At 47.3% G+C, this 26,496-nt stretch carries 16 protein-coding genes; 5 read left to right on the forward strand and 11 right to left on the reverse strand.

Annotation, left to right across the window (positions count from 1 at the left end):
• Positions 1 to 17: 17 nt before the first annotated feature.
• Positions 18 to 2,090 carry a carboxy terminal-processing peptidase gene (locus AC1DFM_RS02025; RefSeq protein ID WP_477075060.1) on the reverse strand — a complete coding sequence of 691 codons (2,073 nt, stop codon included), beginning with the start codon at positions 2,088 to 2,090 and terminating at the stop codon, positions 18 to 20.
• Between the two features lie 53 nt (positions 2,091 to 2,143).
• On the reverse strand, positions 2,144 to 3,358 hold the full coding sequence (locus AC1DFM_RS02030) for an alginate lyase family protein (protein ID WP_477075061.1): 1,215 nt from the start codon (positions 3,356 to 3,358) through the stop codon (positions 2,144 to 2,146).
• A gap of 197 nt (positions 3,359 to 3,555) precedes the next feature.
• Between AC1DFM_RS02030 and AC1DFM_RS02035 the strand changes: the two genes are divergently transcribed.
• The 5 genes from AC1DFM_RS02035 to AC1DFM_RS02055 all read left to right on the forward strand — a co-directional run bounded on the left by AC1DFM_RS02035 (position 3,556) and on the right by AC1DFM_RS02055 (position 11,786).
• Positions 3,556 to 4,392 carry a bifunctional helix-turn-helix domain-containing protein/methylated-DNA--[protein]-cysteine S-methyltransferase gene (locus AC1DFM_RS02035; RefSeq protein ID WP_477075062.1) on the forward strand — a complete coding sequence of 279 codons (837 nt, stop codon included), beginning with the start codon at positions 3,556 to 3,558 and terminating at the stop codon, positions 4,390 to 4,392.
• Between the two features lie 600 nt (positions 4,393 to 4,992).
• On the forward strand, positions 4,993 to 5,406 hold the full coding sequence (locus tag AC1DFM_RS02040; protein WP_477075063.1) for an SRPBCC family protein: 414 nt from the start codon (positions 4,993 to 4,995) through the stop codon (positions 5,404 to 5,406).
• A gap of 250 nt (positions 5,407 to 5,656) precedes the next feature.
• The gene (locus tag AC1DFM_RS02045; protein ID WP_477075064.1) at positions 5,657 to 9,589 is read left to right on the forward strand and encodes a Pls/PosA family non-ribosomal peptide synthetase; all 3,933 of its coding nucleotides are present in this window, start codon (positions 5,657 to 5,659) and stop codon (positions 9,587 to 9,589) included.
• Positions 9,590 to 9,721: 132 nt separating this feature from the next.
• Positions 9,722 to 10,255 (forward strand): GNAT family N-acetyltransferase, encoded by a 534-nt coding sequence (locus AC1DFM_RS02050; RefSeq protein WP_477075065.1) that lies wholly within the window; start codon positions 9,722 to 9,724, stop codon positions 10,253 to 10,255.
• 43 nt (positions 10,256 to 10,298) lie between these two features.
• The gene (locus tag AC1DFM_RS02055) at positions 10,299 to 11,786 is read left to right on the forward strand and encodes a DUF255 domain-containing protein (protein WP_477075066.1); all 1,488 of its coding nucleotides are present in this window, start codon (positions 10,299 to 10,301) and stop codon (positions 11,784 to 11,786) included.
• Here the strand turns inward: AC1DFM_RS02055 and AC1DFM_RS02060 are convergent, their stop codons facing one another.
• The 9 genes from AC1DFM_RS02060 to AC1DFM_RS02100 all read right to left on the reverse strand — a co-directional run bounded on the left by AC1DFM_RS02060 (position 11,787) and on the right by AC1DFM_RS02100 (position 26,192).
• Positions 11,787 to 12,983, reverse strand: coding sequence for a glucuronyl hydrolase (locus tag AC1DFM_RS02060; protein WP_477075067.1), 1,197 nt, complete (start codon positions 12,981 to 12,983; stop codon positions 11,787 to 11,789).
• Between the two features lie 22 nt (positions 12,984 to 13,005).
• Positions 13,006 to 14,061, reverse strand: coding sequence for a LacI family DNA-binding transcriptional regulator (locus AC1DFM_RS02065; RefSeq protein ID WP_477075068.1), 1,056 nt, complete (start codon positions 14,059 to 14,061; stop codon positions 13,006 to 13,008).
• A 31-nt stretch (positions 14,062 to 14,092) separates the two neighbouring features.
• Positions 14,093 to 14,854: an SDR family oxidoreductase gene (locus AC1DFM_RS02070; RefSeq protein ID WP_477075069.1), complete on the reverse strand. Its 762-nt coding sequence runs from the start codon at positions 14,852 to 14,854 to the stop codon at positions 14,093 to 14,095.
• 49 nt (positions 14,855 to 14,903) lie between these two features.
• Entirely contained in the window at positions 14,904 to 17,123 is a 2,220-nt protein-coding gene (locus AC1DFM_RS02075) for a glycoside hydrolase family 88 protein (RefSeq protein ID WP_477075070.1), read from the reverse strand.
• A gap of 22 nt (positions 17,124 to 17,145) precedes the next feature.
• Complete coding sequence (kduI, locus tag AC1DFM_RS02080) at positions 17,146 to 17,988, reverse strand: 5-dehydro-4-deoxy-D-glucuronate isomerase (RefSeq protein ID WP_477075071.1); 843 nt, start codon at positions 17,986 to 17,988, stop codon at positions 17,146 to 17,148.
• Between the two features lie 49 nt (positions 17,989 to 18,037).
• A complete protein-coding gene (locus AC1DFM_RS02085) occupies positions 18,038 to 19,303 on the reverse strand; it encodes a DUF2264 domain-containing protein (protein ID WP_477075072.1) in 1,266 nt (421 codons plus the stop codon).
• 230 nt (positions 19,304 to 19,533) lie between these two features.
• Complete coding sequence (locus tag AC1DFM_RS02090; protein ID WP_477075073.1) at positions 19,534 to 21,486, reverse strand: heparinase II/III domain-containing protein; 1,953 nt, start codon at positions 21,484 to 21,486, stop codon at positions 19,534 to 19,536.
• An 87-nt stretch (positions 21,487 to 21,573) separates the two neighbouring features.
• A complete protein-coding gene (locus AC1DFM_RS02095; protein WP_477075074.1) occupies positions 21,574 to 23,115 on the reverse strand; it encodes a RagB/SusD family nutrient uptake outer membrane protein in 1,542 nt (513 codons plus the stop codon).
• Positions 23,116 to 23,132: 17 nt separating this feature from the next.
• Positions 23,133 to 26,192 (reverse strand): SusC/RagA family TonB-linked outer membrane protein, encoded by a 3,060-nt coding sequence (locus AC1DFM_RS02100; protein ID WP_477075075.1) that lies wholly within the window; start codon positions 26,190 to 26,192, stop codon positions 23,133 to 23,135.
• Positions 26,193 to 26,496: the final 304 nt, after the last annotated feature.

The following is a 26,496-nucleotide window of genomic DNA, read 5'->3' on the forward strand; positions in this document are numbered from 1 at the left end:
TCATGCTAAAACATTTTTTACCGGAGGCCGTCCATCTGCTGCATAATCTCTACGGTCTTTAACAGATAAGCATCTTCACCTGTTGATGTCATCCATTTTTCATAACGCTCCTGTAAAATCTTATCTGTTAGTGTAGTGGTACCTGTTAGTGTCAGTCGTTTTCCTACCGGTAACTTCCATATTTCACCCAACGTATCCAGGTGCGCCTGCAATTGCTGCTGATGGCGCTTAAATTTGTCGAACGACAACGGCACCTGATCATCCTGGTGTTGTTTCATCCAATTGGTATTTTCCAATATGCCAGTGAATACTTTATCATTCTTCCATAAATCATTTCCCGCTGTAATCAACTGCTGCTCTTTATCCGATCTATGCATATCCGCATACAAAGTACCCGGAATAGTATCCCAGGCTAAGGCAGTGGCATTATCCCTTTCCTGCACCTTGCGATAAGCGGTTACTCCCGGCAACAGGATATCCGGAATAACGCCTTTCAGCTGTGTGGAAGCGCCATTAATGCGATAAAATTTATGTTGCGTCAACGCGATACTACCGAAAAGCTGTGTGGGAATTCCCTTATCAGGATCACCAGCTTTACCCATAGGCAGTGTAGCCTGCGCCGTACCCTTTCCATAGGAAGAAGCGCTACCAATCACAATGCCGCGATGATAATCCTGAATAGCAGCCGCAAAAATTTCTGCTGCAGAAGCACTGTTCTCATTAATTAATACGGTGAGTGGTCCTTTATACAACCACGGTTGTGTGGAGTCCGTATTATATACCGCTACGCCATCCCGCTTTCTTAACTGCACCTTAGGACCCGGCGGCAGAAAGAGTCCCAGCATGTTTACCACTTCTTCCAGGGAGCCACCGGGATTATTACGCAGGTCCATCACAATACCGCTTACCTGCTCTTTTTGTAACAGCGCTACTTCCCTGGCAATATCATCCGCGCAATGCACGCCATCTCTTCTCTCAAAATCGCTATAAAAAGCAGGCAAATAAATATACCCGATCTTTTGTTGCTGCTGGTGAATTACGGCACTCCGGGCACCGGTTTCATCTTCATTCACGATCCCTCTTTCTATAGTGACCATAGATTCCCGGCCATTGCTTTTACGTAGTACCAGTTTTACCATAGTGCCCTTATCACCCCGGATCAGGCGGGAGATATCATTCAGCGGCATGCCTGCTACTTCTACCATTTCCCCACGATGACTACTTACCTGTACCAGGTTATCATTTTCCTGTACCAGTCCGCTACGTAAAGCCGCGCCCCCACTGATTAAACGTTTAATAAATACTTCATCGTTTTTCACGCCCAATTCCATTCCCAATCCATAATAGCGGTGTGCCATCTGTTCCTGTAACATCCGTGCATCTGCAGGCGGATTATAGGCGGTGTGCGGGTCCATTTCAAATACCACGGCATTTACATACAAGGCAAACTTATCATCTTCTGCAGAAGCTACCAGCAAATTGCTGAAGGAACGCTGAAACCAGCGCTGTACTTTGGCCCTGGCCAATTGCTCCTGTTGTGCTATCGGTAATTTTCCGATGCTGTCGGTGGCCGCTGATTCCTGTATTTTCCTGAATACTTCATAGGTAAGCCGCTTTGCCCAGATGCTGGCCCGATCATTTTCATTCACAGGGAACGCTGCGTCATGGCGGTTCAGCAGTACCTGTGCCGTTGATTTTAAAGGTACCGGTTGTTGTAAAATGCTATCCGTAATGCGAATGGCATCTCTTACCCGTTGCTGATACAAGGGAAAAGCCACATTAAAAAACTGCACGTTTCCCTGACGCAATTCGTCATCTAACGTAGTTTCATAGGCCTGTAATTGTGCAATATCTTTTTGTAAGAATAACGAACGATAATCGTCTATGGCCGTGATAAACCGCTTCCATACTGCCTTTGAGTAGGCATCATTTAATTCTTTGGGGGAATAGTGATCTCTTTCCAGTCTGGCTACTACCAGCTTGATAATACTTTGCCGTGCTGCCCGCACGCTATCCGGATTCTGCTGTCCGGCAAATACCGGCAGGCTACCTGCCAATAGCAGTAACAGTAACTTCAGTTTCGCTGTCATGATGATGCATTGATACATCCTGATGACACGAAAAAAAAAGAAAGGGTGAATGACTAGCTACCCCAGCCGGTGAGCAGGTAAGTATAATCCGGCTGTTTGGGATGTACCTGCCATAAGGCAGACAAGTCCAGGTCACGGTATTTATCTGCCGCAATCATTGCCAGGGTAATATAAGCATCGGCATTCATGGGTTTAATTTGCTGATACTGCCAGGTAGCCTGGTTAGCGGCAAAGGGCAACATCCAGGAAAATGCTTTGCGCAAACTTCTTCCACCGGGACCCTGATAATGCCACAAGTCCACCTGCACCTGTTCTCCCATGGTAGCCAGTTCAAAAAAAGCAGCGAGATTAAAGTAGGAATAATTCCAGGAGAGGGTGCGTTCCAGCTCCAGCGGCTGCCGGCCATCTGCTTCCAGCTGATGATCTATGCGCGGCATAGTTTGCTCCAGCAATAGTTGTTTTGCCAGTTGCGGTTGTTCCGTAAACAAGGCAATGGCTACGGCCTGAACATCATACCAGGTACCGTGGTTATTTTTAGCCACCAGTTCTTCCTGTCCTATTTTACTGGTACGCATCCAGGTAAGGAAGTGACGGAACCAATCCTGTATACCGGCAAAATCAGTGGCAGAAAAAGCGGGAGAGTTTTTTAACAGTTGCATACCATCTATCATGGCTACAACGGAATGCGTATCTATTAAACCAATGCCTCTCCCTTCGGTGATACCGGGGATGGCTTGTCCGTAGTTGAGATTGGGATTCATCCGGGTAGCAGGATCAAGAAACCAGGTGTGCAGTAGCTTTGCGGCGTAAGCTGCATATTGCTCATCACCGGTATAAAACCAGGCCAGCCCCAGTGTTTTCACATCTCCACATAGCGCATTGAAATAGCTGTCGTCTTTCACGGTGTAGCGTTCGGGGTTGGTTTCCCCATCGCGACGGATATAAGGCAATCCGTTTGCTTTGGTGGAATCCGGCCACCAGTAGGGGCCCACGCTCATATAGTCGTGTTTATCTCCACTGGGAGGTACTTTACTTTTAAATGTGACCGCATACGGACCGTGTTGTAATGCGCGGCCAGCCTGCTGTAACAACTCCGCCAATGCCTTTTCAGCCTGCGGGTCATGCTGTGCAATAGCGGCTTTACTTTGTTGCAGCACCGTGGACTTCAACAAAAAGGTAGGAGGAGCGGCTTGCTGTGCAAAGCTGGATAGTGGCAGAAAAGCGGCTAAACAAATCAATGCTGCGCTGGTAATTTTTGGCATATTCATGTGCGGATATTTTGTTTCAGGATCACTTGCGGTACTGGGATCACACAAGCATCAGCTGAAATTATCGTAATTTCGAATTTAATTAAATTCCCCGCCTTTCACATAAAAATCCGGGGGATGATGCGAAAACACAGATAGCAATAACCGGGTTTTTTAGCGATATGTCTGCAGCTACCTTTGTTTTAAAATAAACAGCCATGAACAATTATGATAAAATTGCAACGGCAATAGACTACATCAAAAACAATTTTAAAACACAGCCTGATCTGCAGGAAGTGGCAGCAGCCGTGCATATGAGCCCGTTTCATTTTCAGCGGGTATTTTCTGAGTGGGCAGGTGTAACGCCTAAAAAGTTTCTGCAATATCTCACGCTGGATTACGCAAAGAATATATTACGGGAAGAAAAAGTCACGGTATTTGACGCGGCTTTTGAAGCGGGTCTCTCTGGTACCGGGCGTTTACACGATCTATTTATTAACATCGAAAGCATGACGCCGGGTGAATACCGCAATGGCGGCAAAGCCCTGCATATCAATTACAGCTTTGCAGAAAGTCCTTTTGGTAACATCATGGTGGCCTCCACGCCCAAAGGCATTTGCCACATGGCTTTTGCCGATAACCCTGAAGCCGCGCTGCAGGCGCTGAAAGCGCAATTCCCACATGCTCAGTTTACACAGATGACAGACCTCATCCAACAAAATACCCTGTATATTTTTACACAGGACTGGAGCCGGCTGTCTGAAATAAAGCTGCATTTAAAAGGAACCGACTTCCAGTTGAAAGTATGGGAAGCCCTGCTGAAAATACCCATGGGCAACCTCACTACCTACTCCCGCCTTGCGACCGATATCCAGCACCCTAACGCTTCCCGGGCCGTAGGAACAGCCGTGGGCCAAAATCCCGTGGCCTTCCTGATTCCTTGTCACCGGGTCATCAAAGCTACCGGCGAATATGGTCAGTACCACTGGGGCAGCACCCGCAAAAACGCCATGATAGGGTGGGAAGCAGCACAAACCCAGGAGCAGAAGGCATAAAGCATAAAGCAAAAAGCTATTGTAGCGAGTAATTAGAGCGTATAAATATTCGCCATGATCACTCGCTACAATAGCTTTTTGCTTTATGCTTTCTACCTTCTGCTAATAAAGAAGGGCTGCCCGCTTGTGAAGGACAGCCCCGTTTTTGCTTATGAAAATAAGGACCCGCACTGAAAAGCGCCTGCCCGGTTAGACGAGAATAATTTCTTTTATACTAGGTATAAGGCCACAAATAAGATGATAAGTACTAAATACCAATTGGGCATGCGTAACAGTTTACTCATGTGCAGTCAGATTTTGGTTTACTTCTTTTTAATTCAGATACTTGTGCTCTACTTACGATGAATTGCCCGGATGACACGTGCCTGGATACGGTTGTTTTTGTATGCCAGTTAGATTTTTTATTAGATGATTGTCAGATTTCCAGTTAAATGTTTCACTCTTCTCCAAGCTTACTTAAAAATAAAAAAATATTTTGCATTTTCACGTATAAATATCCGCCTTTTCACAGCCTACCGTACTTAAATAATAAGAATACTTACTATCAATAGATTACATATGCCAATATCTCCCTTTTTCTGTACCTTAACTTAAAAAAACATGGCATCCCAAAAAGCACCTATAGGGCTCACCAGGTCACAAGGCTGGGAAATAGGCGTCCGCCGTACTTTCCCAATCAGCGTCCATCAGGCCTGGGAGTTATTATTCACCCCACCCGTGCTGGGTGTTTGGCTGGATAATAAAGCCAATATTGCTTTTGAGAAAGGAGATAGCTATTCTACCCCTAACGGCATTCATATCACTGTTACGGCCGTTACCAGCTCCAAAGTAATTCGGATGAAATGGCAGAGGGAAAACGAGCCTGGCGCGTCTATACTACAAATAAGAGTCATCCCGGTAAAAGAAAAAACAACGGTTAGCTTCCATCAGGACCACCTGCAAAATGAAGCCGACCGGGAACGTATGAAGATTTACTGGGAAAATGTACTGGATAAAATAAGCGAACAAATCTAACGAACAAGAACCTGTATTGGATTGTTTCTTATAACTGTAATGCACGTACGACAGCATGGAAAAAGTATTGTAGCCTGGCCATTGGCGTAGCATTTACCAAACGGGAAAAGCGGATTATTGTCTCATCAGACCATACGCAACTTTTCCCAAACAACGCATTTTTTTTAAGGGTATATTAAGGCGCCACACCGATTCTTACCAGTAACTTTGTGGCTACGAAACACCAATGAACCTACGGGAACGCGAACTTATGAATGTTTACAGTATAGTTAAGGGGCCCCAGCAGCCAGATTTGCTCCATGAAGAAACCCTGGCAGATATTTTTTCACAAGCAGTGAAGGCACACGCCCATCATACGGCGTTGATATTCCAACAGCAAACACTTACCTATCAACAACTGGATCACTGGAGCGATGCCATCGCGGCAGATTTACAATCCAGGGGAATTGGCCCTGGTAGTGTAGTTGGTATCTGGTGGCCACGTGGTCTGGAACTGCATGCAGCCATACTGGGCATCATTAAGGCCGGCGCTGCCTATGTGCCACTGGACCGGGAAATGCCCGCCGAACGCGTGGAAGTAGTACTCACCGAAGTAAAAGCAGCAGCCTGTTTCAGCGAAACGCCCCTGCAACTGGAAGCACCTGTATTAACCGTGCCACCTGTACCCGACAGTACCACCACCTTCCAGCTCAGTGCAGGTCCCGGACCAGATAACTTTGCCTATGTACTGTATACCTCCGGTAGTACCGGTAAACCCAAAGGTATTCCTATCAGCCACCGGCAGATATGTCACCTGATCCGCGCAGAACAAACGGTTTTAAACGTTCAGTCTACCGATAAAGTATACCAGGGCTTCTCCGTATCCTTCGATATGTGGTGCGAAGAAACCTGGCTCAGTTACTTCAACGGCGCTACCCTCTGGGTGGCCGATGCTACTACCGCCAAAGCTATTGATGAGCTGGGCGATGTACTGCGCCATGAAAAAATCACCGTCCTCCATGCCGTACCCAGCCTGCTGGCTATCATGGATGATAACATCCCCTCCCTACGCTTAATCAATGCAGGAGGAGAAGCCTGTACACCACAGGTACTGGCCCGCTGGGCAGCTCCTCCGCGCTTGTTCTATAACAGTTACGGCCCTACGGAAACTACCGTAAGTGCCACCTTTGCCGCATTAAAACCCGGCGATTACATCACCATCGGCCAGCCATTACCCAACTACAACATGGCCGTGGTAGATGAAAAACTGGATATCTTACCTGTGGGCGAACGCGGTGAACTTGTCATCTCCGGCCCCGGCGTAGGCGCAGGCTATATCGACCGGCCCGAACTTACCCGCGAAAAATTTGTGGACAAACCGGCCGCCATGACCGAATTGCCTGGCAACCGATTATACCGCACCGGTGACGCCGCCATCATCTTACCCGATGGTAGCATCGATTTCCAGGGCCGCCTCGATGACCAGATCAAACTGCGTGGCTATCGCATTGAACTGGGTGAAATAGAAAACCAGCTCAATAGCATCGCTGGTGTGGCCGCCGCCGCAGTAGCCGTAAAAAAAGATAGTAACGACCAGGATCAACTGGTAGGCTATATCGTAAAGGAAGATGACCAACCTTTTGATGAATCTATACTGAGAAGTCATCTCGCCAAAGTATTGCCACCCTACATGGTGCCCGGTATCATCCAGATATTGGACGATATGCCCCGGCTGCCCAGCGGTAAAATAAACCGTAAAGCACTGCCGGTACCTGCCGCCTTTACACAGGTAACTACCCACGAAGCCATCGATCCAAACGCACCTTTAGCCGAAAAGCTGCTCATCATTCTCTCTAAAGTATTTCCTGACCGGCAAATTGATCTGCAACAGGATTTCTTTACTGACCTCGGAGGCCACTCCCTGCTGGCAGCAGCCATGGTATCACGTTTGCGGCGGGAGGCCAATGTACCACAAGCATCTCTCAAAGATATTTACATACACCGCCCCCTGCAAAAACTGGCAGATACCTGGGCAGCCCAACCACAGGCCAGTCAACAGGAAAAGAGGGTGTTTAATAAAGTTCCCTGGTGGCGACACCTCACCTGCTGGAGCGCTCAAACCGTTGCCATCCTGGTGATCTACGGTTTGTTTGCCATGCAGATTTACCTGCCGTACCTGGGCTATTACTACGTAGAACAAGCGACCAGCAGCCTGGGATACGCGATCCTCACCGCTTTGGTGATGTTCTGTTTATTGCCGCCCGTTTTCTCTGCCCTCATCATCCTCACTAAATGGCTGGTGATGGGTAAAATGAAAGAAGGCGACTACCCTGTATGGGGTTCCTACTATTTCCGCTGGTGGCTGGTGAAAACCATCCAACGACTCATGCCTTCCCAATTCCTCAATGGCACGCCACTGTATCCCGCTTATCTCCGGATGCTGGGCGTGAAAATAGCGCCGGATGCACAATTGGGCGCCGTAACCATTGGTGCGGAAGACCTGGTCACCATCGGCAGCGATGTTAGTATCAGCTCCCAGGCCATTATCAACAACGCTTTCATTGAAGATGGCCTCCTTAAATTACGCACCGTTCAACTGGGGGATCATGCCTATATCGGTAGTAGCGCCATCATTGGCGGCAATACCATCATGGAACCGTGGAGCGAATTACAGGACCTTAGCTTCCTGCCACCTAACAGCCATGTGAAAACAGGCGAGGTATGGCAGGGCAGCCCCGCTGAACTGAAAGTCACTAAAAGTATCAGTGAACTGCCGCAGCCTTTGGAAGTATCCAAAGCGACCCGTATGAAGTACAGCATCATCTTTTCCCTATTCCTGCTGGTATTTCCGTTCACCGTGCTGCTACCATTGCTGCCCACCATCATTACCCTGAACCAAATGGATAATGCGGCGCCGGACTATAACTTTAATTACATGGTGATTACACCCGCGCTGGCACTGAGTTATATCATTTTGTTCACCACACAAACCGTGGTACTCACACGCTTGTTGCAATGGGGCATCAAACCCGGCACCTATCCCATTTACAGTGCATTCTATGCGCGTAAATGGTTTGCTGATCAGCTGATGTCATTGTCGCTGATTGTAATACATCCCATTTTCGCCACCGTTTATATTTCCTCTCTGTTCCGTGCTTTAGGCGCTAAAATTGGTAAGAACACGGAAGTATCTACTGCCAGCAGTGTCACCCATCCATTACTGGAAATAGGCGATGGCGCCTTCATTGCAGACGCCGTAACCCTCGGTGAATCCGACGTACGGGGTCAGCAACTGATTCTCGAAAAAACAATTATCCACAATACCAGTTTTGTAGGCAACAGCGCCCTGATACCACAGGGTTATGAACTGCCGGAGAATATGCTCATCGGGGTGTTATCCACACCGCCGTCGAAAGAGCAGCTGGCGGGCAGTAATGCGCGCGACTGGTTTGGCTCACCTGCTATTGCCCTTCCTCGTCGCCAGGAAAGCCATTTCTTTCCACCGGAACTCACTACCACGCCTTCCCCGCAACGCAGGCTGGCCAGAGCTTTGGTAGAATTTATTCGTATACTCATTCCCGAAACAGTGGTAATTTGTTGCAGTATCCTGTTCATTGCCTATGCACATGACCTGGTAACAGACAAGCCCTGGTGGATGATATTGCTGCAGTTTCCGTTCTATTACCTGTTCTTCCTGGGCCTCCCTGCTTTCCTGTTTACAGTGATGCTGAAATGGATATTGGTAGGCGTTTATAAGCCACTGCAAAGTCCTATGTGGACTTCCAAAGTATGGCGCAGTGAAGCCATCACTTCTACCTACGAAGCACTCTCTATTCCGTTCCTGCTGGAATACCTGAAGGGTACCCCCTGGCTGCCTGTATTACTTCGTTTACTCGGCGTAAAAACCGGTCACCGCGTGGTATTAAACACCGCAGATATCACAGAATTTGATATGGTGGAAATAGGCAGCGACAGCGTGCTAAACGAAGACAGCGGTCCTCAAACACACTTATTCGAAGATAGAGTGATGAAAGTAGGCGCCATCAAAATTGGTAAGAGAAGTAGCATCGGTGCCAGATCCATCATTTTATACGATAGCGAAATTGGCGATGATGCCAATATTGCCCCGCTCTCACTCGTGATGAAAGGAGAAAAATTACAACCAGGAACCACCTGGACGGGTAGTCCGGTGAAACCTGCTTAAATATTGGATATGGGCGGGAAATAACTTTTTTTCCGCCCATATTTTTTCAATTATTTTAGGGAGATGGATACCGCCTTGCTACTACACTAAAAAAGATCCACCATCGTAGTATCCTGTTAACACATCACATTCATGGTAACAATTACGCCTATACGAATCCGCGATCACTATGCGCTTATCAGCAGCATGATGGAGCAATTACATCTCTCCGAAAAAAACTTCTTTTTGAAAACAGCCGCATGGGAAAGTATTGCCTCCAACTACATGCAGCATGTCATTGAAATGCAGGAGGAGTGCGACGGTACCTGCCTGCTCGCGCACGTAGATAATACCCCCGCCGGATTCATTTTTGCCTACCTGGAAGAAGCGGATGAAAGTCGCATTGAAGATTATACCAACGATACGCTCTATGTGTCGGATGGCTATGTTGCGGCAGAATTCCGCCGCCAGGGCATCTACCGGCTGATGAATGAAGAACTGGAAAATATTTATATAAAGAAGGGCATCAGAAGAGTGGTAAGGTATACACTCGCCAACAACATACGGATGCAACAATTCCTGGAATCGAAAGACTATCAACCGGTGAGACTGGTATATGAAAAATGGCTGACCGAGGATGGCCAGAAGCCACTGCCGCTGTTTCCAGACAATCCGAAAAAAGCCTAAACCAATTTTCTCCCAACGCCGTATATGCTGGTAAAACGCTCCCGTGCTACACCGGTATATCATCTCCATTTGCTTTCTTTTTGCACAAAGCGCCACCGGCCAAAGCATTCCATGGCAGGAATTCAATCAACATGCTTTTGACCTGGCCAGTGCGCAACATAAACCAGTATTGCTGGACCTTGGCGCCAGCTGGTGCCATTGGTGCCACGTGATGGATGATTCTACCTACGATAACCCCGCCGTTATCAACTATCTCGCCCAACACTATATCTGCATAAAAGCCAACCAGGACAAACGACCGGATCTGTACGCCAAATACAAAGATTATGGCTGGCCTGCCACTATTATATTTCATGAAGATGGCAGAGAACTATTAAAGCAAGCCGGCTATTTCAGTCCCGCAGATTTCCTGCCACTGCTTCAAAAAACGTATAATAGTTACCGTTATATTGAGCCTCAAAAAAAATCGGTGACCAATGTGGTGGTACCCGGCAAATGGTCTGCTGCCACCGCCGCATTTGTGAAGAAAAACTTCTTCACCTATCTCGACATGACGAATGGCGGTTACGACATGCAACAACACTTCCTCGAATACGATGGTATAGCATATGCCATACGTCATGCTACAACAGATCCGTTGTTGAAAAAGTGGCTACCGCTCACCATTCATGGCTCCTACCGCATCAACGACCCCGCCTGGGGTGGCGTGTATCAATACTCCACCAACGGCGACTGGGAGCATCCGCACTTCGAAAAAATACTCAGCATACAGGCGAGGTATATCAAAATATACGCGCAATACTATGCCGCTACAAAAGACAGCAGTGCTTTGCAGCAAGCCAATCATATCGTTCACTATCTGAATACATTTCTTCACAGTAACGAACAGCTATACTTCAATTCACAGGATGCAGATCTGAAAGCAGGAGAACATGCCGGCGGATATTTTGCACTATCAGCGGAAGAGCGCGCTGCAAAGGGAATTCCAAAGATAGACAGCACCTGCTATGCGAAAGAAAATGCCCAACTGGCAGACGCATTGCTATATTTATACAGTGCTACCAACGACGAAAAGCACTTGAAAAATGCTGGTAATATCTTACAGGTATTGCAACAAAAATATAAATTACGGGATGGAGGTTATGTACATGACCGGGCTTTCACCGGTAGCGTGGCATTGGCGGATCAACTATATCTCTGTGAGGCATTGTTACATTACTATCAACTCACGAATGATACGGCCATTCTAGAGGCAGCGAAAACTACAGCAGATTATATGCTGGCACATTTTACCGGGCAAAACAAAGCACTTTACAGCTTCAGCAACAACAATAAATACCTTCCTCCTGATAATGTACTCAGTGAAAACCTAGATGCCTGCCGGGTTTTAACCACATTGGCCACTTACCATATGCCTGCATATAAAACGGCGGCAGAAAATATATTTAGTTATATATCTTCTCCCGCCGTATTAAAAACAATTATCGCCGAACCAGGAATATTAACGGCGAAGGAAATGTTACAGCAATAACTATTTCGCCCATTGCTTGTAGCGCAGTAACGCTTCTACAAAATAATAATCTGCGTAAGTCAATGGTACATCCACTTCCGACTGATGTGGCAAAGAACCCACACTGTGCATTAATATGAAATCATTGTTTTCTCCTTCTTTAGCCAGGTAAGCCGGGCTGCATAAACTGGTCAGCATTTTTTCCGCTGCATTCCAGTAATGTTTGCCTTCTGCTTTATTGGTATAGCGACTCAGCTCCAACAGCGCAGATGCTGCCACTGCTGCTGCAGATACGTCACGCAGCGCATTCGGAATACCAGGCGCCTGATAGTCCCAGTAAGGCACCAGGTCGGCCGGCATAGTTGGATTGTTGAGGATATATTCCGCAATATGACGGGCCTGATCCAGGTAAGCTTTGTCTTTGGTATCGCGATACATCATGGTATAACCATACAAACCCCAGGCCTGACCGCGGGACCATGCAGAACTATCTGCTGCTCCCTGATGCGTTTTACGGGCTATTACAGATCCATTTGCCGGATCATAATCCACCACATGGTAAGAGCTGTAATCTGGGCGAAAATGATGCTGTATAGTAGTATTTGCGTGCGTACGGGCAATCTTTGCAAATTGCTGATCACCGGTTTCGCGGGAAGCCCAGTTCAGCAATTCCAGGTTCATCATATTGTCGATGATCACCGGGAATTTCCAGGTGCCATGATCCCAGGATTTAATACAACCAATGGTAGGATTAAAGCGGGTAGACAATGACTTTGCACTGGTCAGCAAAATAGCTTTATACGCAGGATCTTGAGTGATGCGTAATGCGTTGCCGAAAGGGCAATACATCATAAAACCAAGATCGTGTGTGCGGGTATTGTACTGTTCTTTTTCCACCACTGCCATACGTTTCAGCGCTTCTGCTTTGAACACAGGGTCTTTGGTGTATTCATACAGGAACCAGTTAGTACCGGGATAAAAACCGGAAGTCCACCAGCCGGAGTTAGACGTCATCAGGCTTCCATCTTTGGTGTTGGTGGTGCGTGGTAATAAACTGTCCGGTACATGCTGCATCATCAGCTTATATTGCCGTGCTGCAAATTGCAGCGTCGCATCTGCCTTTGCGAGCAGGGCTTTGTCGGCTTTACCGGATTGTGCATACGTTTGCATCAACATTACCGGCAATAACATTACCGTAAAGAACAGGTTCTTTCTCATAAATAACGTGATTATAAAATGATCATTTCTTTTTGGCGCCGCCCTTTGCCGTACCGGCAGAAGACTCGCGAGCTATCAGTTGAATAGGTATTATTTCCTGTGAATAACGTGGTACACTGGAAGGTGCCGTGTTGATCAGTTCCATTAAAGCGGCTACTACTCTTTCTCCCATCATAGCAGGATATTGATCTACGCTGGTAACAGGTGGTGTAACAATTTCTGTACGGGGATCATTGGAATAGCCTACTACTTTCAGATCTTCCGGTACCCGTACATTTATTTTACGGCAATACTCCATAATGGTAATAGCCGTAGTATCATTGGAGGCGAAAACGCCATCCGGATAAGGTGTTTGCGCGAAAATTTTTTCGCAGGTCTGCCAGGCATTTTCACGTGTCAGCTCATGATAGAAAACACGCGCTTTTTTAAATGCCAGCTTATTTTCCTGCAAAGCATTTTTATAACCGGCTACTCTTTCTACATACAGATTGCTCGTCAGCGGACCAGAGATATGCACAATATCTTTACATCCCCTTTCAATCAGGTGCGTGGTAGCGGTATGACCACCGAGGTAGTCATCTCCCTTAATCACTTTTACATTGTAATCTTTGGGCACCCGGTCAAAAAATATCAGCGGAATATTATTGTCTTTGAATACATCGAAATGAGAAAAGTCGGTGGTATATAACGTCGTAGATACCACTAAACCATCCACTCTGGCGGAATACAGGGTATTCACCAGGGTTACTTCCTGTTCATAGGAGTCGTTCGACTGGCAAATAATCAGGTTATAGCCATGTTCCTGTAGTTTATTCTGGATGATGGTGCTGATAGCCGCCGGAAAAAACATGGAAATGCGGGGTACTATTAACCCAATGGTTTTGCTCTTATTGTTCCGCAAACCTGCTGCCAGCGCATTGGGACGGTATCCCAGTTTGCGGGCCATTTTCTTCACTTTGTCTTTCGTACGTGCGCTGATGTTAGGATTGTCGTTCAGTGCGCGTGACACAGTAGATACGGAGAGTTTCAGTTCTTCCGCAATATCCACGATCGTTTTTTCGGTACGTTGTTTACTCATGTATAGCAACTATTAGCTGTAATATGTTCTGTTATCTTCCCATCCAGCCACCATCCACAGTAAGAATAGTACCATGTACATAATCAGCGGCTTTGGATGCCAGGAAAACTACGGGGCCTCCAAAATCTTCCGGTTGTCCCCAGCGCCCCGCCGGAATACGATCCAGTATAGCGCTGCTCCGCTGCTGATCAGCCCTCAGTGCTGCCGTATTATCGGTAGCAATATATCCCGGCGCAATGGCGTTCACATTCACTCCCTTCGATGCCCACTCATTGGCAAATGCCTTCACCAGTGAACCTACCGCGCCCTTGCTGGCCGCATATCCTGGTACATTAATACCTCCCTGAAAGGTGAGGAGAGATGCCGTAAAGATAACCTTTCCATTTCCACGGGCAATCATTCCTTTACCAATTTCACGGGTAAGGATAAATTGAGCATTCAGGTTGATGTTAATCACCTCGTCCCAATACTCATCCGGATGCTCTGCCGCCGGCTTACGTAAAATAGTACCTGCATTATTTACCAGGATATCCACTACCGGCACCTCCTGCTCCAGCTGCTGTATAAATGCATACAACGCAGCACGATTGGAAAAGTCGCACTGGTAAGCTTTAAAGCTACGACCCAATGCCTTCACCTCCTGCTCTACCTCACTCCCCGTCAGCTCCAGCGAAGCCGACACTCCGATAACATCCGCGCCCGCCGCTGCCAGCGCCACCGCCATTGCTTTACCAATGCCACGCTTGCAACCGGTTACCAGCGCTGTTTTACCCTTTAACTGAAATAAATCCATGATAAAAATATTTACAGATTCCCACGTGTTACCGCGTGGGAATCATGAATTATTGAAGTGTTACCTGTAAAGGTTGTTTGATCTTTTGTGCAAATGTTTCCAGGTAACCAAACCAGTCTGCCGCCGAAGTAATCCGGCCGCCTTTGGTCCACGCTGCCCCGAAGTAGTACACATAGGGTTGCTGATTACCTGCCGTACCAGGACTCAGCAAATGCACGTTTTCCGTTTTCATACCGGGTACTTCCCGCGCAAACACACAACCCACGCCTAATGTACCGTCTTCCCCGTGAGTAGGCTCCCAATAGCCCATTACACCGGTTTTTTCATCCAGTAAAACTGCGCCGGGTTCTTTACGCTTCACAATACCCGTCACCACCGGAAGCTTATCTTTCCCTTTGAAACTATACTGCATTTCCATGCGGTTCAGCTGAGAACCAGCATCCAGTGAAATAGTTTTGGTAACGGTAACGGGTATATTACCCGCCTCCCAGCTATCGTAAGTCAATGCAAACGTTGTACGCAACGGACCATTGTCCAGTCTTTTCCACTGATGATAATTCTTTGGATAATAAATCGTGTCCTTGCCATAAGGAGCGGTATCACCGGCTCCCAGCGTTAAACCAACGCTGTAGTAATCCAGTCCCTGCCCGTTGTCGTGATGATAGTTATCCAGTTTATACCAGGTATCAATCACCATATCATCGGTACGCTTAGCCCATACATCAATGCCATAAGCCATTTCCTTGGGTACCTGCTCCAATGCTTTGCCATACATACGATACGCCATGCGATCGTTTTCCCAGGCATAGTCATCTTTGCGCTCCGGCACGTAACGGCCATAGGCTCCTACTTTTACCGGCGCCGGTGCACCTTCTACCACCGCCGCATGAATGCGCGCACCAGCAGGTAAGGTTACCTGGAATAATATTTTCTTTGGCGTTTTAGCACCTTCATAGATCAGCTGGTAAGGAATTTCCTGGCCGCTCACTACGTTGACTATTTTAAAAGAAGCCGCTACTTTTTTACTCACTTTGCTCATCAGGTCGGCGTAAGCAACTTCTGCTAAATCCCCTTCCCGGTGTACCCCCGTGTTATTGGAGATGACAACCGCAGTAGCTGCATTTTTGCGCAGATCATATTTAATCAGTTCGGAGCCGGCTAACAGGTACGCACCTACGCCATATACCTCTGTATCATCTGCCGTAGCTTTTCCGGGAGCAGCGCCTATTTCCTGCACAAAGCCCAGTTTTCCATTGGGCTGCACACAGCTGGTAAGGGCGTCCCATCCTTTTTGCACTACTGGCAAAAATGTTTTCTCCGGTAACAAGCCATTATTGATACCCCACATCAACGCATACACGTAAAATCCGGTACCGCTGGTTTCTTTGGCCGGGTAATTATCCGGGTCCAGTAAGCTGGCATGCCAGGTACCATCGGCTGTTTGCAGTGCCGCAATGCGGTAAGCCATTTGCTTGTATAATTCCTGGAAACGTTGTTTCCCGGCATAACCAGCAGGCATGTTATCCAGCATGCGTACCAGGCCACCCATCACCCAACCGTTACCACGACTCCAATATACATTGGTACCATTTTTCTCCTTCTTCCCGATATAGCTGCCGTCGCGGTAGTAGAGGCTATCCTGTTTGTTATACAGGAAGTCAGTAGTTTTCCACCATAATTTATCAGCTGTTTCAAGGTAACGTGTGTCGCCGGTAGCGGTAGATAAATACGCCAGCGCCGGCGGTCCCATAAACAGGGCATCGCACCAGGCCCACTCGCGGTGATGAATACCATTTCTCCATTCGAGCGATTCTGTATGTGGCGCCGCTACAATGCTATCCGCCAGTTTGCGGAATTTATCAATCATCACCGGCTCCTTGTACACGCTATATAGTTGCGAATACAACTGTCCAACGCAATATTCATCTGCAAAAAAACGATCCGGTCCCGTATTCCATTGGTTATCTTTTCCCACCTGTATCAGGCGGTCAACAAAAAAAGGATTCGCCGTTACCTGCGTCAGCGATAGCATACCAGCATACATGGCGCCATTGGTCCAGTCGGTAGGCGCATGATTCCAGCCTTTATTGGTAATATACCGCCACTGCCAGGCCGCCACTTTTTCCATCTGCGCCCGCACCGCCTGCGCCGTATAGGCGTCAGCGTAAGTAGCTTGTGTAGCCGTCGCCGGCCCCGCAGCAAACGCCGGTAAGCTGGCATGCAGAACAGACAAGCCCAGCAAGCCTCCTGCGATAATTTTTTTCATCATGATAGCAGCTATTATGAGGTTATTAACGTAGTTCCGTGATCTTGCAATGATCCATATCTCCGTAATCCAGGTTCTCTCCGGCCATGCCCCAGATAAATGTATAATTGCTGGTGCCGGCGCCGCTGTGAATAGACCATGGTGGCGATATAATCGCCTGTTCATTTTGCATCCACACATGGCGGCTTTCCTGCGGCTGTCCCATAAAGTGACACACCGATTGGCCTTCCGGTACTTCAAAATAGAAATAAACTTCCATTCTTCTATCGTGGGTATGCGCTGGCATTGTATTCCATACGCTGCCTGGTTTCAGTTCCGTCATCCCCATTTGCAGCTGACAGGTTTCCAATACGCTATTCACCAGCAGCTTGTTAATAGTGCGGTGATTAGACGTTTCCAGGGCGCCTAGTGTGACTACTTCCGCTTCGTGTTTAGACACTTTACGGGTAGGATAAGCGTGATGTGCCGGCGTAGAATTCAGGTAAAATTTAGCGGGTGCCTGCGCATTTTTACTGCGAAATATCACCTGCTGCTTTCCCTTACCAATATATAATGCTTCTTTGTAGTCGAGTTCAAATGTTTCTCCATCTACTTCCACCGTACCTGCACCTCCTACATTGATCATTCCCAGCTCTCTTCTTTCCAGGAAGTAATCAGCCTTCAGCAAATCAAGGGTCACCAGTGTTACCGGGCCATTCACGGGCATAGCGCCACCAGTAAGGTAACGATCATAATGCGTATGTGTCCAGGTAAGCTGGTCTGTTATAAAAATATTTTCTATGAGAAAAGCCTGTCTCAACTGCGCGGTATCCATTTGCTTCACTTCTGTTGGACTGCTGGCATACCTTGAATCAAACGTGGTATTCATATTTCTTTCGTGTTTTTTTATATAAAATGGCGGTGTAAACGCTACAGCTCTAGTAGTTAACGTGATAATCTTTCTTAACAGGTTTACCGGACCATACCTTCTGTGCGGTCCATTCTGCAGCCGGATCAGCCCAGAAAGGATCAGTAGCAGGCAATCCCAGCGCCAGGAAGCCATTGGTGCAAATGTAGAGGCTACCGGTAGAGGTATACACATCTGCCACTTCCGGTTGATGCCCGCAAATGCCCAGCTGCAGCCATCCCTGCTTATCGAAGGTGCCTTCCATTTCAAAAATCTTTTTCATGATGGCGGTCATGGCGCAACGTACCTGTGCGGGTTTAACCGCTTCCGGCAACTGATGCTGCAGCGCCAGTTGTACCAACGGCTGAAATGCGGCGGTACGATAGGTCATAGAGCGGCCCAACGCGGGATAAGTACCATCAGGTGCAATCATCCGCTCCTGTAGTTCTGCAAACCGTTGCATCCGTTTCACGGCCTGATCATAATCTGCTTTGCTTCCCTGGTTTTTATCCACCAGTACTTTCAGCATATCCGTAAACATCGGATGTATCACATAACCGTTATAGTAGTCCAGCGAAAACTGCGGACCATCACTGTAGAAGCCGTCGCCCGCATACCATTCCTGTATTTTCTTCGTGGCTACCATGGTGCGCATCGGTTCATATTCTTCCCCGATAGACAACAGGAAAGCTTCTACCATAGCGGCAAACAATAACCAGTTGTTATAAGCGGGACGAATCCGTCTTAACTCCTTCAGTTCCTTGATGACGTTGGCTTTAGTGGCATTATCCAGCGGCGCCCACAACGCTTCCGGGGCACGCATAAACGTTTGACATAAATAAGCGGCATCTACCAGCGGCTGCGCTTCCGACCGGAAATTCAGGTAATCCGGTGAAGAAGGGTTCACGCCGTTTGCAATGCCCTGCAATACCTGCTCTTTCATTTGCTTACGCACCTTTCCTTCTGCTGTGTCATCATCTGGTAATGCCAGCCAGGGCGCCAGTCCGGATATACAACGTCCGAAAGCTTCCAGGTAGGTCACTTTCTCCACGGCCAAACCATATCCCGGGCCTTTTTCCAGCGGCATATTCTTTTTCAGCGTACCCTTACTCATATTTTCTACTACGGGGCTGGCTATACGCTGTAACAGGTTCACCTGATATTGCCGGTCCGATATAGCTGCTGCAACAGGGTTTACGGTAGATCCATTCACGGCGGATGCCAGTGTTTTTCCCGGGGCCATGGCTCCGGCAAGGCCCGCCAATGGCGCTATTTTGATAAAGTTTCTGCGTTCCAAGGTAGAATAACTTTGATGTAGTTAAAATAGTTGTTTGCGTAATACAGCTATGGCTAAAGCTCTAAAGTAATGCAAACGTTTGCAAAAATCAAGCATTATTTTAAAAATTTGCTGTCAGCCACCTGTTTTATATTTTTTTAGGGAGATGCGTACGCGGGCACGCGTCTCCCCACAAGCATTTCCCGATGATGCCGGAGCTTAGCAAAGCCTCCGCCGTTAAAAGAAAGTACTCAGCGACTCATTACAAACTTCACCGCATGCTGTCCACGCAACGCCTGCTGACGTGCCTTCAGACTAATACGCGTTACATGATCGCCCCATACCGGCGATAAACGCCCGTCCGTTACCGCCTGCTGTTCCACCACTACCTCAAACAAGGCAGGATCATAAGTCATCGTTAAGTTAGCGGTACTGCCCTTTAGTACCACCTTGCCAGCCACCTGAGTATCCGCCGGCAAATCAGTCATGAAATGCAACAGGAAGGGTTCCTTCCATTCTTTCAGCTGCCACACTTCCGCCAGATCCAGCGATGTTTTAGCAGCGTTAAACGTAAAGCTGCGCTTCCAGGATTGCACCATCGCCGTAGCCGGATACGCAGCAGCAATATCCATACTCAGTTTGTTGTTGCTGAATTGTACATCTTTCGCCTGAAACTGCCGGCCATCCTGCTGTTGCACACCATTGATCGTAGGACAATTATGCCACTGCGATTGCATAAACCAAAGCTTATAACGATCCGCACTAAAGGTTTGCTTCGTATAAGTACCTACCCCCACATCTATCAACGCTGGTTTCCCATCCATATACAACACAAAATTCCCTACATCATTGTGGTTGTGACTCTCTGCATTGTGTCCGCCTAAAGCCGCGAAAAACAGCCCCTTAGCTGTACCTGCCTGCGAGCGCATAGACAACACCTGCAAATTGGGCAACCAGTTCACCGCCGTATAAGGCGCCGCCGGCGTAGCCGCCAGCAAAGCATCCCGGCACTCCAAATTGTAAATAAAAAATGCCAGCGAAGGCGATTTAATCCGCATACTATCCGGGTTATCCAACCGTGATAAATACGCCGCAAACTTCACCAGCAAAGGGTCCTGAAAAGCAGTGCCATATAAATACACCGTATGCGGAGGTGGAATCGTAATCGCTGAAGCATCTGCGAAATTCACAAAGCGACTGCTATCCACATGCATTTTATAAATGTAAGCGCCTATCTGATGAATCAGCTCATTGTTACGCCAATTCAACTGCTGCCCGGAGGCACTGTTTAACAACGTAATAAACTCTATCAGCTTCCCCCCGGCATGCCCCCAGTAAGTAGGCCCTTCATCACATCCGCCATCATCGGGATATCCATTCACGAAATTGTCTGCGCTGCGGATCGTTTTTTCAATGACCTTATTGCGTGTATCCGTCTCATTTATACTTAACAAAGCCGTTTGCAATACATTGGTGTTGATCCAGATATTCCAGTTATTCACCAGCCGGCCGGTCCAGCCCATCCACCAGAAATCATTGCGCTGCAGATAAGGTTCCACAATACGATGCTGCAGCTCATATGTAATACGCTTGTTCACCATCGGCGATATCTTGTCCAAACCATCATGCAGCAGAAACTGCGCCCAGCTAAGTGTAGCAGCCGTTTCACCCGCCACCAGGTCCACAATGGGCTCGGTAGGATCTGCCAAACCAGTCCCCGCTTTCTGCACGCCCACATGCGCCGGTAATACCCAGGTACTTTCTTCCAATATTACCCACAGCCCGTTCACGATTTGCGGCAGGTATTTTCCATGACCTCCCGCCAACTCACCTACAATCAACGATGTAAGCATTCTGCGGCGCTCCGACTGCACCCCTTCAAAATTGCTGCGGTTCCCATTATCCCGGTACTCCAGGTACAACGTTGCCGGCAAAGCTGGCCAGTTGAAAGACATCGCCTTATCTGCCTCCTTTAGCAAAGCCGCTTTGGTAGCCTCCGGCAGCGCGGCCATCTTATCCGTGATGGCTTGCAAACGTTCCTGCCGCCACTGCGCCAGTCCGTTAAAAACCGCTTCCCCTCCATGATGCTGATACTCATTGTACAGGTAATTGCGGTCCTTCTTCCCCTCCTGCGCGTTGGCAACAGAAAGGAAGCCGATAGCGGAGCAAAACGAAACGATACCAACTATCTTTTTAATGTACATATGACATGTATTTTAAGTAAGATAAAAAATATATGCCCCCGCACGAAGCGGGGGCATCATTTCAGTTATTCTTTTACAGAGATTACTTTACTTAACATAGTTTGGATTTTGCACCAGGTTGCTGTTCAGGTCAATTTCTACCTGTGGAATAGGCCACAGATTAAAGGCATCCACGAAATTAATCTTATCTATCTGCTGTCCTGCAATATTGGTGACTACCAGTCCATTCATCACCTGCGTAGCAATACCCCAGCGACGGATATCAGTATAATAAGTGCCTTCCATCGCAAACTCAATCATGCGCTCGTGACGGATGATATTACGCATTTCTTCTTTCGACTTACCCACTGGTATTGGCGGCATGTCCACACCTTTACGCGCTCTTACTTTATTGATGGCCGCATACACTGTAGCATCCGGACCGGCTGCTTCATTCTGCGCTTCTGCCAGCATCAGCAATACATCTGCATAACGGAAAATGATGAAGTTCAGCGGAGAATCACCCGGACCAAAACCATCCACTTCCAATACATACTTGCGGGTCAGATAACCGGTAAAAGTAGCCGCATTATCCAAACGCAGATTAGCATAAGGAATGCCTTTCCAGGTGGCGCCAGGTCTTACTACGGTATAATCTAACCTTGGATCACGGTTATTATACGGGTTGGCAGGATCGTAGCCAGAGGTGGGATCAGTAATGGCCTTGCCGTTATTCATCTCATAATTACTTACCAGATTCACAGAAGCATACACATTGCTCCAACCACTGGAGAAAGAACTACGGGTAGATAATCTTTTATCTAACAGGCTACCCTGACCTAATCCAGGTCCTACATACTGCACATCGAAAATCACTTCCACGTTATTTTCTGCGGCAGTAGAAATAAACATGTTTTTATAATCCGTGTACAGGTCGTAACCCAGACCGGTAATAGCCTGACAGGTAGCAGCTGCTTCTGCATACTGTTTCGCCATCAGCTGTGCCTTTGCTTTCAATGTTAACGCAGCGCCCTGTGTAGCATGACCTACCAATGCAGCAGGATAGTTCTTAGGCAATGAATCGGCCGCAGCGCCTGCCTCCTTGATGATAAAAGCCAGCAGGTTAGCCCTTGTTTCCTTGCCTGGCAAAGGATCTCCTAACTTTAATGTTTTAGTAACCAGTGGCACATCTCCATAAAAATCAGTCAGCTGATAATAGAACAATGCACGCAGGAAAGCAGCTTCTGCTATCAACCGGTGATTGGTAGCTGCTGGCATGGTCACCCCCGGTAGCTTTTCCAGCGCCAGGTTAGCACGATATACTCCATTGTACAATGCTTTGAACTTGTTGGCTACTGCGGTAGTAAAAGGGTTCATATTACCTTTGGAAATAGGCCCGTAGCCTGTTCCTCCATCATCCCAGATATAAGCGGAAGGCGTTAATCCATCGTTATATACATACAAACCATAAATATCATTGTTCTGCAAATCGTTGTATATAGCGCTCACTCCGGCATTCGCATCTTTCTCTGTTTTCCAGAATCCGGCATCAGATACTTTATCAGTAGGCGTTACATTCAGGAAATCTTTTTTACAGGCGCCCAGTGCTAATAAACTGCATGCACAGATGGCGGTTAATATCTTATTCATTTCTTACAGTTTAATAGTTAAAAGATCACGTTTACACCACCTGTAATCACGCGCACATTAGGGTACTGAATACCAGGCTGTGTGTAATCACTTACTTCCGGATCTAATCCTTTGAATTTAGTCCAGGTAAAGGCATTCTGCGCATTCACGTATACACGCACACTTTGCAGGGTGCTCTTAAACATTGACTTCGGAAAAGTGTAAGACAACTGTATATTTTTCAACCGCACAAACGATGCATTCTGTACCCAGAAAGTATTGGCTTGTGTATTATCCGTATTGGCAGCAGAGGTCAGACGCGGGATATTGGTATTTCGATTATCCGGTGTCCAGGCATTCAGAAAGTCGGCGTTAATTTCGCGTCCGGAGCGGATACCTGTGGTATACCAGTTATCCTGGTAGTAACGGTTAACACCGCCGACACCCTGGAATAATAACGCCAGATCAAAGCCTTTGTAACCGGCATTCAGATTAAGACCATAATACCATTTAGGAATGGTGTTACCCATGTTTACACGATCACTGCCATTCACTACTTTATCTCCATTCATATCCACAAACTTCAGATCACCCGGCTTATTCAAACCAGCACTACGCTGAGATGCCCAGGCTTTTACTTCATCATCATTCTGGAAAATACCGGCAGTCTGTAAGCCATACAGAGAGCCAATTGACCAGCCTTCTTTAATAACGGCAGCGCCAGACAGTGGGCTGAATGCATCACCGCGGAACTTCACTACTTTGTTGTTGATGTTACTAACGTTACCGGATATACCATAACTGAAGTCGCCTGCTTTATTATTGTAGGTCATCGTCAGCTCCCAACCTTTGTTTTCCACAATACTCACATTCTGGAACGGCGTAGTTAAACCACCATACAAAGAAGATAATGGCAATTGTACCAATACATCTGAAGTACGGCGATTAAATACATCGAAGCTCATGCTGAAATGATCCTGGAAAAGGTTGGCATCCAGACCGAGGTTGGTGGTGGTGGTTTTCTCCCAGGTAATATCAGGATTCGCCATAGTGGTGGGGGATAGTCCTGCTGCAATGGTACCACCATAAGAATAATTTTGTCCGGCAGAATAAAGGTTCATGAAAGAGAAGGGTCTGATGCGATCATTACCCAATTTACCCCAGGAAGCACGCAGTTTTAAATTGTTTACCCAACCAGGTATCGCATCTTTCAGGAAAGGTTCTTCCAGCATACGCCATGCGGCAGAGAAGGAAGGATAAGTACCATACTGTAAGCCGGAACGGAACTTGGAAGATCCATCTCTGCGCAGATTGGCTTCCAGCAGGTATTTATTTTTATAGTCGTAGTTAATACGACCGAAATAAGAAATGATAGTATAGAGGTCAGAAGTACCGCCTACTTTCGGTTGTTCCAAACCAGCGCCCAGTTCCCAGGTGTTGTTGGTAGGGAAGTTCTGGATGCTGCCGGTAAACAGCGTGCCTTTAACAGACTCGCGGCTGGCGCCGGCCAGTACATTGAAGTGATGATCTCTTCCGATGTTTTTGGTATAGTTCAGTGTAGCAAAGGAAGTCAGGTGCAGGTTAGTACTATCCAGTTGTGCTAACGTAGCAGGTTGTTGATCCAGTTGCTGTGCAATCACGTTCTTCTGAAAGTTCCATCTGTTTTGGATGGCACCGGCTAATGCATAACTTTTTTGTCCCATGTTGAAGAAATCGGCGGCACCATTCAGCTGGAATTTCAATCCATCCAGGATGGCCCATTCGCCATATACTTTCGCGAACGTTCTTTGCTGACGGTTAGGACGGTTCCAGGTTTCCACGTATTGTAGCGGGTTATCCAGCTGTCCGTTTTCATCATCTGTATTACGGCCACCGTAGCGGGTTCCGCTGGCATCAACAATTTTAGGGGTCATACCGGGAGTAGTGCTGGCCGCATTGCCGAGAATGGTACCTACGTCCTGTGGCTCTTTGCGGTCTTTCCAGGTGAGCGCGATGTTAGCACCTACTTTTATTTTTTTGCTGATTTCATGATCTGCGTTGAGGCGTACCATGTACCTGTCCTGGCTGGTATTTTTCATGATACCTTCGTTGTGCAGGTAGTCGAGCGACATATAATAAGTGGTCTTTTCTGAACCGCCGGCAACGGATACGGTGTGTCCGGTGAGTTGTCCCTGGCCGAAGAGTACGTCCATCCAGTTGGTGTTAGGAAACAGCGTTTTATCAGTCGCATTTTTCCAGGAGTCGATGGTGGCTTGTTTAAAGGGCTGTGCGGCGGCCGGATTATCGGCTATTGCGATGCGGTTCATCATCTGCATATAAGTAGCGTAATCAGTGACCATGTCAAAGAGTTTGGTCGCTTTTTGTACGCCGTAGTAGCCGTTGTAAGACACGGTAGTCCTGCCTTTTCTTCCTTTTTTGGTGGTGATGAGAATAACGCCGTTGGAAGCGCGGGAACCGTAGATAGCTGCGGCAGATGCGTCTTTCAGTACGGAGATACTTTCCACATCGGCCATGTTCACATCGCTCATGCTGCTTTCAATACCATCTACGAGGATAAAGGGGTTGGCATCGTTGAGGGTACCTACGCCTCTAACGCGGATGGTGGCGTTTTCACGGCCCGGTTGACCGGAAGCCTGTGAGATGCTTACACCGGGAGCCATTCCGCTCAGGGCGGTGCTGAGGTCTGTTACCGGGCGGGCTTGCATGGTTTTATCGAAGTTCACGCTGGCTACTGCGCCGGAGAGGTTGACTTTCTTTTGTACACCGTAACCTACTACTACCGTTTCATTGAGACTGGTAGCGGTGGCATCAAGTTTTATGTGTAAGTCGGTTTGTTTATTAACGGGAATCTCTTTTTTATCATATCCGATGAAACTGAGCACCAGTGTGTCTTTTTCGGATGCGTTTAAGTGGAATACCCCATCGGCGGTGGTAACGGTGCCAACAGCCGAATGTTTTATGCCTACTGTTACACCGGGAATAGTGGCGCCTTGTGCATCTTTAACGGTTCCTTTAATAGATTTTTTTTCCTGGGCAATAGCTGTCTGAACTACACATATTCCCCATATGCATAGTGAAGCCCCTAGCAGTTTTTTCATAAACGTGTTTTTATGTAAACGTTTGCATTAAATTAATGAAGTAATGGCATCTTAATGGAAGAATAGCGCATTGTTCACTGTTGTGTGTCTTAGATTTAGAATTACTTAAATTTCGGATTGGAAAACTCCTAACTAATTGATTATTATACTAATTTTGGCTTTGATACTCTTTTATCGACAGGTGATATACACTTGCTGAATTCAAATTTATCGAATAAATTGAAAATTACAAACGTTTGCATAAATATTTTTTCGGGAGATAGGAAGCCGCCACGTTCCATGACTGCCCCGCGCTAATAGCGAT

This window comes from Chitinophaga sp. 05T412 (genome assembly GCF_056396465.1).